Annotated in this window: 12 protein-coding genes; 5 read left to right on the forward strand and 7 right to left on the reverse strand. The window is 71.7% G+C overall.

The features are described from left to right. Nucleotides 1–12: 12 nt before the first annotated feature. Complete coding sequence (locus ACFV9D_RS37190) at nucleotides 13–1,002, reverse strand: GDSL-type esterase/lipase family protein (RefSeq protein ID WP_385156921.1); 990 nt, start codon at nucleotides 1,000–1,002, stop codon at nucleotides 13–15. 353 nt (nucleotides 1,003–1,355) lie between these two features. Here ACFV9D_RS37190 and ACFV9D_RS37195 point away from each other — a divergent pair, with 353 nt between their 5' ends. After that, complete coding sequence (locus ACFV9D_RS37195) at nucleotides 1,356–2,819, forward strand: amino acid permease (RefSeq protein ID WP_385156924.1); 1,464 nt, start codon at nucleotides 1,356–1,358, stop codon at nucleotides 2,817–2,819. A 10-nt stretch (nucleotides 2,820–2,829) separates the two neighbouring features. Next, nucleotides 2,830–3,285: an Lrp/AsnC family transcriptional regulator gene (locus ACFV9D_RS37200; RefSeq protein WP_015032260.1), complete on the forward strand. Its 456-nt coding sequence runs from the start codon at nucleotides 2,830–2,832 to the stop codon at nucleotides 3,283–3,285. A 67-nt stretch (nucleotides 3,286–3,352) separates the two neighbouring features. Here ACFV9D_RS37200 and ACFV9D_RS37205 read toward each other — a convergent pair whose 3' ends face one another. Then, nucleotides 3,353–3,895, reverse strand: coding sequence for a Repetin (locus ACFV9D_RS37205; protein WP_385156927.1), 543 nt, complete (start codon nucleotides 3,893–3,895; stop codon nucleotides 3,353–3,355). Between the two features lie 283 nt (nucleotides 3,896–4,178). Here ACFV9D_RS37205 and ACFV9D_RS37210 point away from each other — a divergent pair, with 283 nt between their 5' ends. Further along, nucleotides 4,179–4,985, forward strand: coding sequence for a carbon-nitrogen hydrolase family protein (locus tag ACFV9D_RS37210; protein ID WP_385156930.1), 807 nt, complete (start codon nucleotides 4,179–4,181; stop codon nucleotides 4,983–4,985). Between the two features lie 61 nt (nucleotides 4,986–5,046). After that, nucleotides 5,047–6,744: a flavin monoamine oxidase family protein gene (locus ACFV9D_RS37215; protein WP_385156933.1), complete on the forward strand. Its 1,698-nt coding sequence runs from the start codon at nucleotides 5,047–5,049 to the stop codon at nucleotides 6,742–6,744. A 121-nt stretch (nucleotides 6,745–6,865) separates the two neighbouring features. On the opposite strand, the gene ACFV9D_RS37220 is transcribed toward ACFV9D_RS37215, so the two are convergent. The 3 genes from ACFV9D_RS37220 to ACFV9D_RS37230 all read right to left on the reverse strand — a co-directional run bounded on the left by ACFV9D_RS37220 (nucleotide 6,866) and on the right by ACFV9D_RS37230 (nucleotide 10,403). Then, nucleotides 6,866–7,564: a DUF5995 family protein gene (locus ACFV9D_RS37220; protein ID WP_385156936.1), complete on the reverse strand. Its 699-nt coding sequence runs from the start codon at nucleotides 7,562–7,564 to the stop codon at nucleotides 6,866–6,868. A 73-nt stretch (nucleotides 7,565–7,637) separates the two neighbouring features. Continuing rightward, nucleotides 7,638–9,056, reverse strand: coding sequence for a uracil-xanthine permease family protein (locus ACFV9D_RS37225; RefSeq protein WP_385156939.1), 1,419 nt, complete (start codon nucleotides 9,054–9,056; stop codon nucleotides 7,638–7,640). Nucleotides 9,057–9,179: 123 nt separating this feature from the next. Continuing rightward, complete coding sequence (locus ACFV9D_RS37230; RefSeq protein ID WP_385156942.1) at nucleotides 9,180–10,403, reverse strand: MFS transporter; 1,224 nt, start codon at nucleotides 10,401–10,403, stop codon at nucleotides 9,180–9,182. 103 nt (nucleotides 10,404–10,506) lie between these two features. Between ACFV9D_RS37230 and ACFV9D_RS37235 the strand changes: the two genes are divergently transcribed. Further along, nucleotides 10,507–11,655 carry an ROK family transcriptional regulator gene (locus tag ACFV9D_RS37235; RefSeq protein ID WP_385156945.1) on the forward strand — a complete coding sequence of 383 codons (1,149 nt, stop codon included), beginning with the start codon at nucleotides 10,507–10,509 and terminating at the stop codon, nucleotides 11,653–11,655. 34 nt (nucleotides 11,656–11,689) lie between these two features. On the opposite strand, the gene ACFV9D_RS37240 is transcribed toward ACFV9D_RS37235, so the two are convergent. Both ACFV9D_RS37240 and ACFV9D_RS37245 read right to left on the reverse strand, forming a co-directional pair. Further along, a complete protein-coding gene (locus ACFV9D_RS37240) occupies nucleotides 11,690–12,937 on the reverse strand; it encodes a serine hydrolase domain-containing protein (protein WP_385156948.1) in 1,248 nt (415 codons plus the stop codon). 104 nt (nucleotides 12,938–13,041) lie between these two features. Then, nucleotides 13,042–13,797 carry an SDR family oxidoreductase gene (locus ACFV9D_RS37245; RefSeq protein WP_385156951.1) on the reverse strand — a complete coding sequence of 252 codons (756 nt, stop codon included), beginning with the start codon at nucleotides 13,795–13,797 and terminating at the stop codon, nucleotides 13,042–13,044. Nucleotides 13,798–13,837 lie beyond the last annotated feature (40 nt).

The raw sequence follows: 13,837 nt of genomic DNA on the forward strand, positions 1-13,837 counted from the left end.
CCTTCGTCGTACTCAGTCGCGTACATGGGGGCGCAGCGCGTCCGCGACCGCCGTCGCCATCCGGGCGTGGCCCCGGTCGTTGGGGTGCAGCCCGTCCGCCAGGTCCTCGGGGCCGAGCAGGGAACGCCCGGAGAGCACCAGAAGCCGCTTGTCGCCCTCCGCCGACAGGTCCCGGCCCGCGTGCTCCATGGCCGTGCGCAGATCCTCCAGGGTGGCGCCCAGGGCGTTGGGGGTGGTCTCGGCCTCCGGGCGCAGGACGGGGGAGAGGATCAGCAGTGGTGCGTCGGGGTGGCCGCGGCGCACGAGACCGACGTAGGCGCGGACCGTCTCGTACAGCAAGCCGGCCGAACAGGGTGCCCTGGACCAGCAGTTGGTGCCGAAGGCGAGGGTGACGAGTTCGCCTGGCAGGCTCGCGAGCTGCTCGGCGAGGGGGAGCTCCCCGCGCGCGCCGCCCGCGTAGCCGAGGTTGACCGTGTCCAGGCCGAGCATGCGCCCGGCCGTCGCCGGCCAGGAGTGGGCGGGCCGGGTCGACCACCAGCCCTCGGTGATCGAGTCGCCGTGCACCAGCCAGCGCTGCCGCCGGGGCGTGGGCGTGAGCGAGCCGCCCAGGGCGCGCAGCCCGAGGACCACCGGCGCCTGGCTCTCCGGCAGATGGACCGTGAACGGCCCGCCGCCGGGCGGGAGTTCGAGTGCGACCGTGGCGTCCTCCGCCGGGGCCGTGAAGGTCTCGCCCACGCAGCGTCCGTCCTGCCAGAGCGCGAAGCAGTGCCGTAGCGCCCGCATCGCGTCCCCCGTGGCGGGCACGGCCGCCCGGTAGCGCAGCTCCACCGACCGGGTGCCCGGGGCAGCCATGAACTCGACCCGTACCCCGATGGGCAGCGCCGCCCGCTCGGCGGTGTCCCAGGGCAGCCGGGCCAGGTCGGCGGGGTCGGCGCGCACCGCCCGGCCGCCGTCGAGCCACGCCGTGCCGCGCAGAAAGGGTTCCGGGTCCAGCCAGCCCACCGAGGCCTCCGATCGAGGGGACGCAGAGGGCTCGCAGAGTCGGTCATCCAGCACGAGAAGTCCATGCGCATGCGGAGGGTGCTTCACACCTCTCTTCACCCCCAATGTGTCGATTCATGCGGCAGGGCGCAATGTTTCCCCGCCCAGGCCGCAACAGCGCAATGATCATCCGTGGGTGCGCAACAACCCTGCATTACGAGCGCGAAGCATGGGGGCTTAGGCTCATGCCTCGTACCAGGAGTGGCGGCGACCGCCTGCTCGGCGGTTCCCCCTTTCCTCGGGCTTGTTCGTCATGCCCGTGTCACCGCCGCAGGTCCCGTCCACCGACCCGCAGCGATGAAGGAGCTCCAGCAGTGCTGGATCAAGGCACAGCCGCGCCCGACACGACGGCCCCCGCGCCGAAGACGTCCGGGCTCTCCGCCCTTACCCGGCGCAAGCCGGTAGAACGCCTGGTCGCCGAGGGTGGCCAGGGCGAGGGCGGCTCGCTCCGCCGCACGCTCTCGATGTGGCAGCTGACCATGATCAGCATCGGTGCCACGCTCGGCACCGGCATTTTCGTCGTCCTCGGCGACGCCGTTCCGAAGGCCGGCCCCGCGGTCACGGTGGCCTTCGTCATCGCCGGCCTCACGGCCCTCTTCTCCGCCCTCTCGTACGCCGAGCTGGCGGGCTCCATACCGGTCGCCGGCTCCTCCTACTCGTATGCGTACGCAACGATGGGTGAACTCGTCGCGTGGGTCTGCGGCTGGTGCCTGGTCCTGGAGTACGGCGTCTCGGTCGCCGCGGTGGCGGTCGGCTGGGGCGAGTACCTCAACGAGCTGCTCGACGGCACGATCGGCGTCACCATCCCCGACGTGCTCTCCTCGGCCCCCGGTGAGGGCGGCATCGTCAACCTGCCGGGTCTGATCGTCGTCCTGCTCGCGATGGTCTTCCTGCTCGGCGGCGCCCGCGAGTCCGCCCTCGTCAACACCGTCATGGTGTTCGTGAAGATCGCCGCGCTGGTTCTGTTCTGCGCCATCGGCTTCATGGGCTTCAAGTCCGGCAACTACGCCGACTTCATGCCGCTCGGCATGGCCGGCGTCAGCGCCGCCGGAGCGAGCCTCTTCTTCTCGTACATCGGCTTCGACGCCGCCTCCACCGCCGGTGAGGAGGCGAAGGACCCGAAGCGCGACCTGCCCCGCGCGATCATGCTGTCGCTCCTCATCGTCACCGTCCTCTACGTCCTCGTCGCGGCCGTCGCCGTCGGCGCGTGGAACTGGAAGGACTTCGAGGGCTCCGAGGCCTCGCTCGCCGCGATCATGAACGACGTCAGCGGCCAGAAGTTCTGGGGCACCCTGCTCGCCGCCGGCGCCGTCATCTCGATCGCCAGCGTCGTGCTGACCGTCCTCTACGGCCAGACCCGCGTGCTCTTCGCCATGTCCCGCGACGGCCTCGTCCCGAAGGTCTTCGGCAAGGTCAGCGGCAAGACCGGCACCCCGCGCGTGAACACCGTCATCGTCTCGCTGTTCTGCGGCGCCCTCGCCTCCGTCATCCCGCTGGGCAAGCTCGTCGACGCCACCAGCATCGGCACCCTGTTCGCCTTCGCCCTGGTCAACATCGCGGTCATCGTGCTGCGCCGCACCCGCCCGACCATGGACCGCACCTTCAAGGTGCCGCTCGGCTGGACCTTCCCGATCCTCGGCTTCGGGTTCTGCGTCTACAACATGTTCAGCCTGGACTCGATCACCTGGGTCGTCTTCGGTTGCTGGATGGCCGCGGGCCTCGTGTTCTACTTCCTGTACGGCATGCGCCGCTCCCGCCTGGCTACCGCAGAGAAGTGATCCACCCGTAGTGCGACTCAACGACCTCGACGAACGCATCGTCCACGCCCTCGCGGAGGACGCCCGTCGCTCCTACGCCGACATCGGCTCGCTCGTCGGACTGTCCGCGCCCGCCGTCAAGCGGCGCGTGGACCGGCTCCGGGCCGAAGGTGCCATCACCGGCTTCACCGTCCGGGTGGACCCGGCGGCGCTCGGCTGGGAGACCGAGGGATTCGTCGAGATCTACTGTCGCCACAACACCTCGCCGGACGACATCCGGCGAGGCCTGGAGCGGTACCCCGAGGTGGTGTCCGCGTCGACCGTCACCGGCGACGCGGACGCCGTCGTCCAGGTCTTCGCCTCCGACATGCGTCACTTCGAGCGCGTCCTGGAGCGGATCGCGGGGGAGCCGTTCGTCGAACGCACCAAGTCCGTCCTGGTGCTCTCGCCGCTGCTGCGGCGCTTCTCCTCCGGCTCACCCGCGTAGCCCTGGAGGCCGCGGGGGCGGCGCGGGCCGTGGTTCCCGCGCCGCCCCTTCCGCACGCTCGGGGCGGCTACTCCGTCGGGTACCCCAGCTGCCAGGGCAGCACCGTGAAGTCGCCCGTCCCCGCCTTCGTCTTCTCGAAGGGGGCGGTGCTCATGCACGGAGGAAGCTCCTTGTACTCCTCCTTCGTCATCCAGTTGTAGCCCAGACGGTCGTGCTTGCCGTTGTCGTGCACCGAGATGCCGACGCGCTTGTTCCGGAAGGCCTCCACGTCGGTCTCGGTCACGACCCCCGTCACGACGGCCACCTTGCCGCCGGTCACGAGGCAGTCGACCTTCGCCACGGCGTATCCGCCCCAGTCTCCCTTGTAGTGGCTGAACCGGAAGGTGCCGGTCGCCGCCTGCGGGTCCTTGTTGTCCTTCGCCGCCAGATGCGCGTCGAAGGAGAACGTGATGTCGTCCCCGGCCGGCCGGTAGAGCTTCGCGGTCCCGGTCAGCGCCGCCGCCTCGCGGCTGCCGCCCCGGCCGTCCCCCGAGGCGACGGCGGAGCCCGCGGCCCCGGCGGTGATCAGCAGTGCGGCGGCCGTCGCGGCGATCTTCGTACGGCGGTTCATGTCGGTCCTTTCGGCAGGTCAACCGGACGACCACCACTCTTCCGCCCGGGCCGCCCCGAGACGTCGGGCCACGGGACGGTCCGCTCTCCGCCGCATGGCGGGGGAGCCCTACGACCCCGGCAGGAGAGGGCCCGCCCCGGGGTGCGCAACGAATCGCCGCCGCGCCGGGTGATCACGCAACGGTTCGACGGTCGGTCCGCAACGGTCGAGCCTTGTCCCGGACGAGCGCGAAACCGTACCGTTTTTGACGTCTCCCCGTACCCCGGACCTCCGAGGATCGCCCATGCCCGCGCTGCGCACCGCCCTGCTCCAGAGCTCCGGTGAGCTCGGTGACGTGGCCGCCAACCTGAAGATCCTCGACGAGGCCGCCGCTCGGGCTGCGGCCGCCGGCGCCGGGCTGCTGCTCGCTCCCGAGCTGTTCCTGACCGGGTACGCCATCGGCGCCGACATGGCGCGGCTGGCCGAGCCGTCGGACGGCCCCTCCGCCCAGGCCGTCGCGGCCGTCGCCGCGCGCCATGGCCTGGCCGTCGCCTACGGCTACCCGGAGCGGGACACCGAACGGCACGGGGTCCTGTACAACGCCGCCCAGCTCATCGGCGCCGACGGCGCCGTGCTCGCGCGGTACCGCAAGACCCACCTCTACGGCGGCTTCGAGCACCAGTGGTTCACGCCCGGCGACGACAGTGTCGTCCAGGCGGAGCTCGGCGGCCTCACGGTCGGCCTGATGATCTGCTACGACGTCGAGTTCCCGGAGAACGTGCGGGCGCAGGCGCTGGCCGGTACGGACCTCCTCCTCGTACCGACCGCGCTCATGCACCCCGCCGAGGTCGTCGCCGAGTCCGTCGTACCCGTGCGCGCCTTCGAGAACCAGATGTACGTGGCGTACGCCAACCGAGCCGGCTCCGAGGGCGAGTTCGAGTTCGTCGGCCTCTCCACCCTCGCGGGCCCCGACGGCACCGCCCGCGCCCGCGCCGGCCGCGGTGAGGACCTGGTCATCGGCGACGTCGACCCCGCCCTCCTGGCGGCCTCCCGCGCGGACAACCCGTATCTGCGCGACCGCCGCCCCGGCCTCTACGGCTCCCTCGTCTGACCCGGCCCCGAGCCGCCCCCGCCTCCCTCCCCAGTCTGTCCCCGCAAGGAGTCCGTACCCCATGACGTCCACGGTGCCCACGACCGCCGTTCCGCACAGCGACGGCCAGCCGCCGATCACCATGTTCGGTCCGGACTTCCCGTACGCCTACGACGACTTCCTGGCCCACCCGGCCGGTCTCGGCCAGATACCCGCGACCGAGCACGGCACCGAGGTCGCCGTCATCGGCGGCGGTCTCTCCGGCATCATCGCCGCGTACGAGCTGATGAAGATGGGCCTCAAGCCCGTCGTCTACGAGGCCGACCAGATCGGCGGCCGGCTGCGCACCGTCGGCTTCGAGGGCACCGGCACCGAGGGTCTGACGGCGGAGATGGGCGCGATGCGCTTCCCGCCCTCCTCCACCGCGTTCCAGCACTACATCAACCTGGTGGGCCTGGAGACGCAGCCGTTCCCCAACCCGCTGGCCGAGTCCACCCCGTCGACGGTCGTCGACCTCAAGGGCGAGTCGCACTACGCGCAGACCGTGGACGACCTCCCGCAGGTCTACCGCGACGTCATGAACGCGTGGAACGCCTGCCTGGACGAGGGCGCCGACTTCTCCGACATGAACCAGGCCATGCGCGAGCGCGACGTCCCGCGCATCCGCGAGATCTGGTCGAAGCTCGTCGAGAAGCTCGACAACCAGACCTTCTACGGGTTCCTGTGCGAGTCCGAGGCGTTCAAGTCCTTCCGGCACCGCGAGATCTTCGGCCAGGTCGGCTTCGGCACCGGCGGCTGGGACACCGACTTCCCCAACTCCATCCTGGAGATCCTCCGGGTCGTCTACACCGAGGCCGACGACCACCACCGCGGCATCGTGGGCGGCTCGCAGCAGCTGCCGCTGCGCCTGTGGGAGCGCGAGCCGGAGAAGATCGTCCACTGGGCCCAGGGCACGTCCCTGAAGTCCCTGCACGAGGGCGACCCGAAGCCCGCCGTGACCCGGCTGAACCGCACCGCGGGCAACCGGATCACCGTCACCGACGCCTCCGGCGACATCCGTACGTACCAGGCGGCGATCTTCACCGCCCAGTCCTGGATGCTGCTCTCCAAGATCGCCTGCGACGACTCGCTCTTCCCGATCGACCACTGGACGGCGATCGAGCGCACCCACTACATGGAGTCCTCGAAGCTCTTCGTGCCCGTGGACCGGCCGTTCTGGCTGGACAAGGACGAGGAGACCGGCCGGGACGTCATGTCGATGACGCTGACCGACCGGATGACCCGCGGCACGTACCTGCTGGACGACGGCCCGGACAAGCCGGCCGTCATCTGCCTCTCGTACACCTGGTGCGACGACAGCCTGAAGTGGCTGCCGCTGTCCGCGAACGAGCGGATGGAGGTCATGCTGAAGTCGCTCGGCGAGATCTACCCGAAGGTCGACATCCGGAAGCACATCATCGGCAACCCGGTGACGGTCTCCTGGGAGAACGAGCCCTACTTCATGGGCGCCTTCAAGGCGAACCTGCCGGGTCACTACCGCTACCAGCGCCGCCTGTTCACGCACTTCATGCAGGACCGGCTGCCGGAGGACAAGCGGGGCATCTTCCTCGCGGGTGACGACATCTCCTGGACGGCCGGCTGGGCCGAGGGCGCCGTGCAGACCGCGCTGAACGCCGTGTGGGGCGTGATGCACCACTTCGGCGGCTCGACCGACGCCACCAACCCGGGCCCGGGCGACGTGTACGACGAGATCGCCCCGGTGGAGCTTCCGGAGGACTGACCCCGGCGGATCCGATCCCCCGAGGACGCACACAGACCGGCCCCCGTGGAACTTCCCGGGGGCCGGTCGCGTTGGGGCAGTGGGGCGGACAGCAGCCGGTGTGGAGCGGCCGTGAGAGCGGTCAGCCGCGCCCTGCGAGCGGCGTCAGCAGCATCCGCCCCACCAGACCCACCGACCGGTCGAGGCGTTCCCGGAACTCCTCGGCCAGGTCGGGCAGCTCCCGCAGCTCCCAGAGGGAGCGGGCGGCGAGCCAGGCTCCGTCGCGGGCCCGCTCCAGGCTCCAGCAGCCCAGCAGATGCGTCAGCGGATCCGTGATCTCCAGCAGGTCGGGGCCCGGCATCACCTCCTCGCGGATGCGCTCCTCGAGGAGCACGAGGATGTCGCCGACGCGGTCGAACTCGTCCTCCAGGTCCCGCGGCGCGCACTCCAGCGCCCGGCAGGTGTCGACCACGGCGAGGGCCAGGTCGTGGCCGATGTGCGCGTTGATCCCGGCCAGCGCGAACTGCAGCGGCCGTACGCCGGGGTGGCGCCGGTAGTGGAAGAGCGGCCGCCAGCAGGCCGGCGCGGGGGCGCCGGTGGCGACGGCGTCGACCACCGAGAGATAGCGCTCCGCGAAGCGGACGTCGAGGGTCGCGGCCGCCCGCCGGTCGCCGAAGGTGCCCGCCTCGATGGCGTTGCCGATCTCCTCCGTGACCGTCAGATAGACGCGGTTGAAGACGGCGACACCGTCGGCCGGATGCCAGGCCGCGCGGATGGTACGCATCCGCGCGACCACCGGGTCGACCGCCGTGAACTGCCCGATCTGCTGGGTCTGCGCCATGGAGGCAGCGTTTCAGCAGCCGGGCCCGGGAGGGAACTCCCTCGGCCCGGCTTCCCCAGAACGGGCGAATCGCCTAGGACTTGGTGGCGGACGCGTCGTGCGCGGTGCCCGCGTCGTCCGCGGTGCCCTCGTACGAGCTGGTGCCCGAGTCCAGCAGGGGCTCCTGCTCCTTCATGTGCGCCGGGGCGAAGGCCCGCAGCACGTGGTAGCCGGTGATCACGACCAGCGTGCCCAGCGCGATCCCGCCGATCTCGAAGGTGTCCGTGAACGTCAGCTTCACGCCACCGACGCCGATGATGATGCCCGCGGCGGCCGGCACCAGGTTCAGCGGGTTGCGCAGGTCGACCTCGGCGTTGATCCAGATCTGGGCGCCGAGCAGGCCGATCATGCCGTAGAGGATCACCGTGATGCCGCCGAGCACACCGCCGGGGATGGCCGCGACGACCGCGCCGAACTTGGGGCAGAGGCCGAAGAGCAGCGCGAAGCCGGCCGCGGCCCAGTAGGCGGCGGTGGAGTAGACACGGGTGGCCGCCATGACGCCGATGTTCTCGGAGTACGTGGTGTTCGGCGGGCCGCCCACGGCGGTCGACAGCATCGAGGCGGCGCCGTCGGCCGCGATCGCCGTGCCGAGCTTGTCGTCGAGCGGGTCGCCGGTCATCTCGCCGACGGCCTTGACGTGACCGGCGTTCTCGGCGATCAGGGCGATCACGACGGGCAGCGCGACCAGGATCGCCGACCACTCGAAGCTCGGACCGTGGAAGGACGGCAGGCCGATCCAGTCGGCCTGGGAGACGCCCGAGAGGTCGAGGCGCCAGTGGTCGGTGACCTGGCCGCTCGGGGACATCGAGTGGATCTTGCCGAAGACCAGGTCGAAGACCCAGGAGATGCCGTAGCCGAAGATCAGACCGAGGAAGATCGCGATACGCGACCAGAAACCGCGCAGACAGACCACGGCCAGACCGGTGAACAGCATGACCAGCAGGGCCGTCCACTGGTCCTGCGGCCAGTAGGTGGCGGCGGTGACCGGGGCGAGGTTGAAGCCGATCAGCATGACGACGGCGCCGGTGACGATCGGCGGCATCGCCGCGTGGATGATCCGCGCGCCGAACTTCCGTACGGCCAGGCCCGCCAGGAACAGCACCGCGCCCACGACGAGCACCGCGCCGGTGACGGTCGCGCTGGTGCCGCCGGAGGCCCGGATGGCCGCGGCGACGCCGACGAAGGAGAGCGAGCAGCCCAGATAGCTGGGGACCGTGCCCCGGGTCGCGAGCAGGAAGATCACCGTCGCGACACCGGACATCATGATCGCGAGGTTCGGGTCGAGACCCATGAGCACGGGCGCCACGAAGGAGGCGCCGAACATCGCCACCACGTGCTGGGCGCCGAGGCCGACCGTACGGGGCCAGGAGAGCCGCTCGTCCGGCCGGACGACGGCTCCTGGAGCGGGTGTTCGTCCGTCGCCGTGCAGGGTCCAGCGCACGCCGAGGTTCATGGGGTCGCTCCAGTTCTCCGGTTCCGGTGGCCGGTTCGCCGCGCGAAACATCAGCCGCAGAAGATCAGCCAACATGGTAATGCGCCGCTGGTCACCGGGGTTCCGACACTGCGTCAGCGTTCGCTAGGAGACCTTGCCCGAGCTCGCCGCGGGGCTTCCGCTTCCGGCCGCGGCGGCGCTCGTGGGCCGGGAGCTCTGGCGGAGCACCCCGGCGCCGAGCACCAGCCCGAAGGCGAGCAGCGTGACCAGGCCGAAGGAGAACATCAGCGAGGTCGCGTCGGCGATGCCGCCGATCGCGGACGGGGCGATGAGCCCCGAGGTGTACGTGATGGTGGCGACGCCCGCGATGGCCTGGCTGGGGTTGGGACCGCTGCGGCCGGCGGCGGCGAAGGCGAGCGGGACGACGACGGCGACCCCGAGTCCGATCAGTCCGAATCCGGCCATCGCGACGGCGGCGTGCGGGGCGAGGACCACGAGGAGCCCGCCGATCGTGGCGGCGACGCCTCCGACCCGTACCGTCCGTACCGCTCCGAACCGGTCCACCACCCGGTCTCCGACCAGCCGGGCGACGGCCATGGTCAGCGCGAACGCGGTGGTGGAGGCCGCCGCGACGCCGGCCGACGAGCCGAGCTCGTCCCGCAGGTAGACCGCCGACCAGTCCAGGCTCGCCCCCTCGGCGAACACCCCGCAGAAGCCGATGGCGCCGATGATCAGGGCGGACCTGGGCGGCAGTGAGAAGCGCGGCGGCGGCTCCTCGTCGGGGGCGCTCTGCAGATCGAGCACGCCCTGGCAGAAGACCAGGCCGAGCGCGGTCAGGACCAGGGCCGCGATCAGGTGGTGGAGGCGCGCGTCCCCGCCGAGGTGGGCGGCGACGGTGCCGGCGGCGGAGCCGATGAGCGCGCCCGCGCTCCACATGCCGTGCAGGCTGGACATGATCGACTTGCCGAGCCGGTTCTCGACCTCGACGCCCAGGGCGTTCATCGCCACGTCGGACATGCCGGCGGTGGCGCCGTAGACGAAGAGCGCCGCGCAGAGCCCGTAGATGTTCGGGGCGAGGGACGGCAGGATGAGGGCCGTCGTCCAGAGGGCGAGCAGTCCGCGCAGCGCGGTACGGGCCCCGAAGCGGTGGCTGATCGCGCCGGCCAGCGGCATCGCCAGGGAGGCCCCGACGGCGGGGAAGGCGAGGGCGAGTCCGAGCTGGCCCGCGCTGACGCCGGCGTGGTCCTGGATCCACGGAATGCGGGTGGCGAAGCTGCCGGTGACCGCGCCGTGGACGCAGAAGACGGCGGCGACGGCGAATCGGGCCCGCCGCAGCCGCTCCGTACTGAAGACGGTCTCGCCCGCCATGTGCCCTCCCTGGTCGTTGACGGCGGTAAACTATCAGGAACCCTGCCTGATAAATAGACCGCGGCGGCAGGGGCCGCGCTCGAGAGTCTGAGAGGATCCCGGTATGCCCGCATCCCCGAGCACCGCCCGGGCCATCAACGACCGGCTCGCCCTGCGACTGCTCCAGGACGAAGGGCCGTTGACGGCGACTCAGCTGAAGGCGCTGACCGGCCTCTCCCGGCCCACCGTCGCCGACCTCGTCGAACGGCTCCAGGACTCGGGACTCGTCCGGGTCGTGGGGGAGTCCGGCGCGGAGCGGCGCGGGCCGAACGCCAAGCTGTACGGGATCGTCGCCGATCGCGCGCATCTCGCCGCCCTCGACGTGCGGACCGACTCCGTCTCGCTCACCGTCGCCGACCTGCTCGGCACCACGCTCGCCGAGGCCTCGGCCCCGATCGGCGGGGAGGACGGGACCGGCCCGGCCGTCGAGAAGGCCGTCGCGCTCCTGGAGCGGACCGCGAAGGCGGCCGGGGTGGAGCCGCTGCACAGCGTCGCCGTCGGCGCACCCGGACTGATCGACCCTGCCACGGGCGGCCTGCGTGACTCGGCGAAGCTGCCCGAGTGGCACCGACGCCTCATCGACGCCCTTCAGGAGCGGCTGCCCGCGACCGTGCTCGTCGAGAACGAGACCAACCTCGCGGCCGTCGCGGAACAGCGCGCCGGGGCCGCCCGCGACCGCGACACCTTCGTCCTCCTCTGGCTCGGCCAGGGCGTCGGCGCGGCCGTCGTGCTCGACGGCCGGCTGCGCCGCGGGGCCTCCGGCGGCGCGGGCGAGCTCGGCTTCCTGCCGGTGCCCGGCACCTCCGGGCTGCCCTCGGCCACCGGCTGCGAGGGCGGCTTCCACGAGCTGGCCTGCGCGGCCGCGGTCGACGCCCTCGCCGTGGAGCACGGCCTGGACCCGGCCGGTGCGCTCACCGCCGGGTCCGGGCCGTTCCTCGACGCCCTCGCGCGCCGCCTCGCGGTCGGCGCCGCGGCCGTCGCCTCGGTCCTGGACCCGGGCTGCGTGGTCCTCGGCGGCGAGACCGGCCACCGCGGCGGCCGGGAGCTCGCCGCCCGCGTCGAGGCCGAACTCGCCGCGCTCTCGCCCCTGCGCACCGAGGTCCGCGCCACCGAACTCGGCGACACGGCGGTCCTCCGCGGCGCCCTCCTGGCCGCACGTGACGCGGCGCAGGACGAGCTGTTCGGCCCGCCGGAGCCCGGCCGGCGCGGCTAGCCGCGGGGCGCCGTGCTGAGGCGGGTTCCGAGAGTCAGCCGAGCGTCAGAGGGGTGTCCGGGGCGAGCTTGGCCGCGATGCGCTCGGCGACGTCCTCGGCCGTGTTGCCGTCGGGGGTGTTCGCGGTCTTGGTGGTGGAGACCGCGATGGCGAGGCGCTCGGACGGGAGGTACGCCTGGATCGCCGCATAGCCCGAGAACGACGGGTTCTGGACGAGCCATCCGTTGACCACGAGGACGCCCAGGCCGAAGTGCGCCGCCTCGGTCTGCTTCAGGCAGATCGTGGCCGGACAGGTGGCGGTCGCGCCGCCGAGGCCGACGGTGCCGGGGTTGAGGAGGGTGCGGTACGAGCGGGGCGAGAGGAGTTCGCCGCTGCCGATGGCCTGCGCCGAGCGGGCCAGGTCGCAGATGTCGGTGGTGATGACCGCGCCGGGCGCGGTGGTCCACGACGGGTTCCAGAAGGTGGACTCCTCGTACAGGCCGCGCTCGGCCGTGAAGGCGTGCAGGACCGGGCGCGGGATGTCCGGGGTGAAGTTGTTCCGGGTGTTGCGCAGCTCCAGGGGGCCCCAGACCCGCTGCTTCAGGAACTCGTCGATCCGGGTGCCGGTGATCTTCTCCAGTGCGGTGATCAGCAGCACGTAGTTGGCGTGGGAGTAGCTCCAGTTGGTGCCCGGCGCGTACCAGAACGAGTGGCTGAAGGGGTAGGAGAGCAGTTCCTTCGTGGTCCAGTGGCGGAACGGGTGGGCCTCCAGCTCGGCCAGGAAGGCCGGGTCGGTGACGTAGTCGTGGAGGCCGGTGGTGTTGGTGGCCAGCATCCGCAGGGTGATCTGGTCGGCCTTCGGGAGGTCGGGCAGCCAGCGCTCCACGGTGTCGTCGAGCCGGACCCTCCCCTCCTCGACCAGCTGGAGGAGGGCGGTGCCGATGTGGGCGAAGGCGACGGAGCCGGCACGGAAGTGCATGTCCGGCCTGGCCGGGACGCCGGTCATGGACTCGCCGAGCGCGTCCGTGACGACCTCGTGCCCGTCGACGGTGACCTTCAGCTCCACCGAGTTCAGATGGAGGTCCTTCTTGGCCTTCCGGGTCATGTCCAGGATCTGGCGGGCCCGGTCGTCGAGAGGACGCTCGGTCCGCACACAGTCGCGTCCGCCATGGCCGCCTGGGCCCTCGGCGAGCGCGGGTGCGGCGGCGGACGTCTGGACCGTGAGCGCGAGGAGCGCGCAGAGCAGGCCTCTGCGGGCGCGCGCCCGTCTGTGCGGGCGCGTGGGGAGGGGGGTGGGTGCCATGCCCGCACTATGTCCGGAAGCCCGTCACGATTCGGCTGAACACTCCGCAAAGGGAGTCAGACCCGCCCATGTGGGGCAGGTGGTCGTCGCCGCGCAGTCAGGCCCTAGCGGGAATCGGGTCCGTCACCGAAGCGGATCGCCAGGAACTCCTCGAACGTCACCCGTCCCAGCGCCGACTCGGGCGCGAGGTGGCCGCCGTGGCGAAAGCCCCGGTAGGTCTTGCCCGGGAGCGGCACCTCGACGATCCGGCGCTTCTTCCCGGTCGCCCGCAGATACGCGGTGGCCAGCTCGGCGAACGTACGGATCTCGGGTCCGCCCAGGTCCGCGACGCGCCCGGCGGGCGGGCCGGCCGCGAGTTCCGCGAGGCGGGCCGCGGCCTCGGTGACCTCGATCGGCTGGTCCCGCACGCCCTTCGGCACCGGCATCACCGGGGGCTTCGCCAGGCCCTCCACGAGCCGCAGGATCAGATCGTGGAACTGGGTGGTCCGCAGGATCGTCCAGTCGAGCCCCGACTGCTGGATCAGCCGCTCGACCGCGTACTTCGTGCGGTAGTAGCCCAGCGGCACCCGGTCCACGCCGACGATCGAGATGTACAGCAGGTGCGGCACCTCGGCCCGGCGTGCGGCCTCGATCAGCACGCGGGTGGCCTGCTCGTCGTGGCGCAGGATGTTCGTGCAGTGGACGACCGCGTCCACGCCGTCCACGGCCCGGTCCAGGAGCGGGCCGCCCCGGCGCAGATCGACGGCGTACGGCGGGGAGTGCCGGCTCAGCACCCGGACCTCGTGGCCGCCCGACCGCAGCCGCTCGCAGACGGGGAGACCGAGCGTCCCCGTGCCGCCGGTGACCAGGATCGTGCTCATGTCTCCAGCGTGAACGCCTTCGCCGCGGCCCGCACACGCG

Origin of the sequence: Streptomyces sp. NPDC059875, from assembly GCF_042731085.1 — a bacterium.
Classification (GTDB): domain Bacteria; phylum Actinomycetota; class Actinomycetes; order Streptomycetales; family Streptomycetaceae; genus Streptomyces.

Bases quoted from the DNA above. Each gene is read 5' to 3' on its own strand.
- ACFV9D_RS37205 (WP_385156927.1), bottom strand. From the start codon at position 3,895: ATGAACCGCCGTACGAAGATCGCCGCGACGGCCGCCGCACTGCTGATC.
- ACFV9D_RS37210 (WP_385156930.1), top strand. From the start codon at position 4,179: ATGCCCGCGCTGCGCACCGCCCTGCTCCAGAGCTCCGGTGAGCTCGGT.
- ACFV9D_RS37215 (WP_385156933.1), top strand. From the start codon at position 5,047: ATGACGTCCACGGTGCCCACGACCGCCGTTCCGCACAGCGACGGCCAG.
- ACFV9D_RS37220 (WP_385156936.1), bottom strand. From the start codon at position 7,564: ATGGCGCAGACCCAGCAGATCGGGCAGTTCACGGCGGTCGACCCGGTG.
- ACFV9D_RS37225 (WP_385156939.1), bottom strand. From the start codon at position 9,056: ATGAACCTCGGCGTGCGCTGGACCCTGCACGGCGACGGACGAACACCC.
- ACFV9D_RS37230 (WP_385156942.1), bottom strand. From the start codon at position 10,403: ATGGCGGGCGAGACCGTCTTCAGTACGGAGCGGCTGCGGCGGGCCCGA.
- ACFV9D_RS37235 (WP_385156945.1), top strand. From the start codon at position 10,507: ATGCCCGCATCCCCGAGCACCGCCCGGGCCATCAACGACCGGCTCGCC.
- ACFV9D_RS37240 (WP_385156948.1), bottom strand. From the start codon at position 12,937: ATGGCACCCACCCCCCTCCCCACGCGCCCGCACAGACGGGCGCGCGCC.
- ACFV9D_RS37245 (WP_385156951.1), bottom strand. From the start codon at position 13,797: ATGAGCACGATCCTGGTCACCGGCGGCACGGGGACGCTCGGTCTCCCC.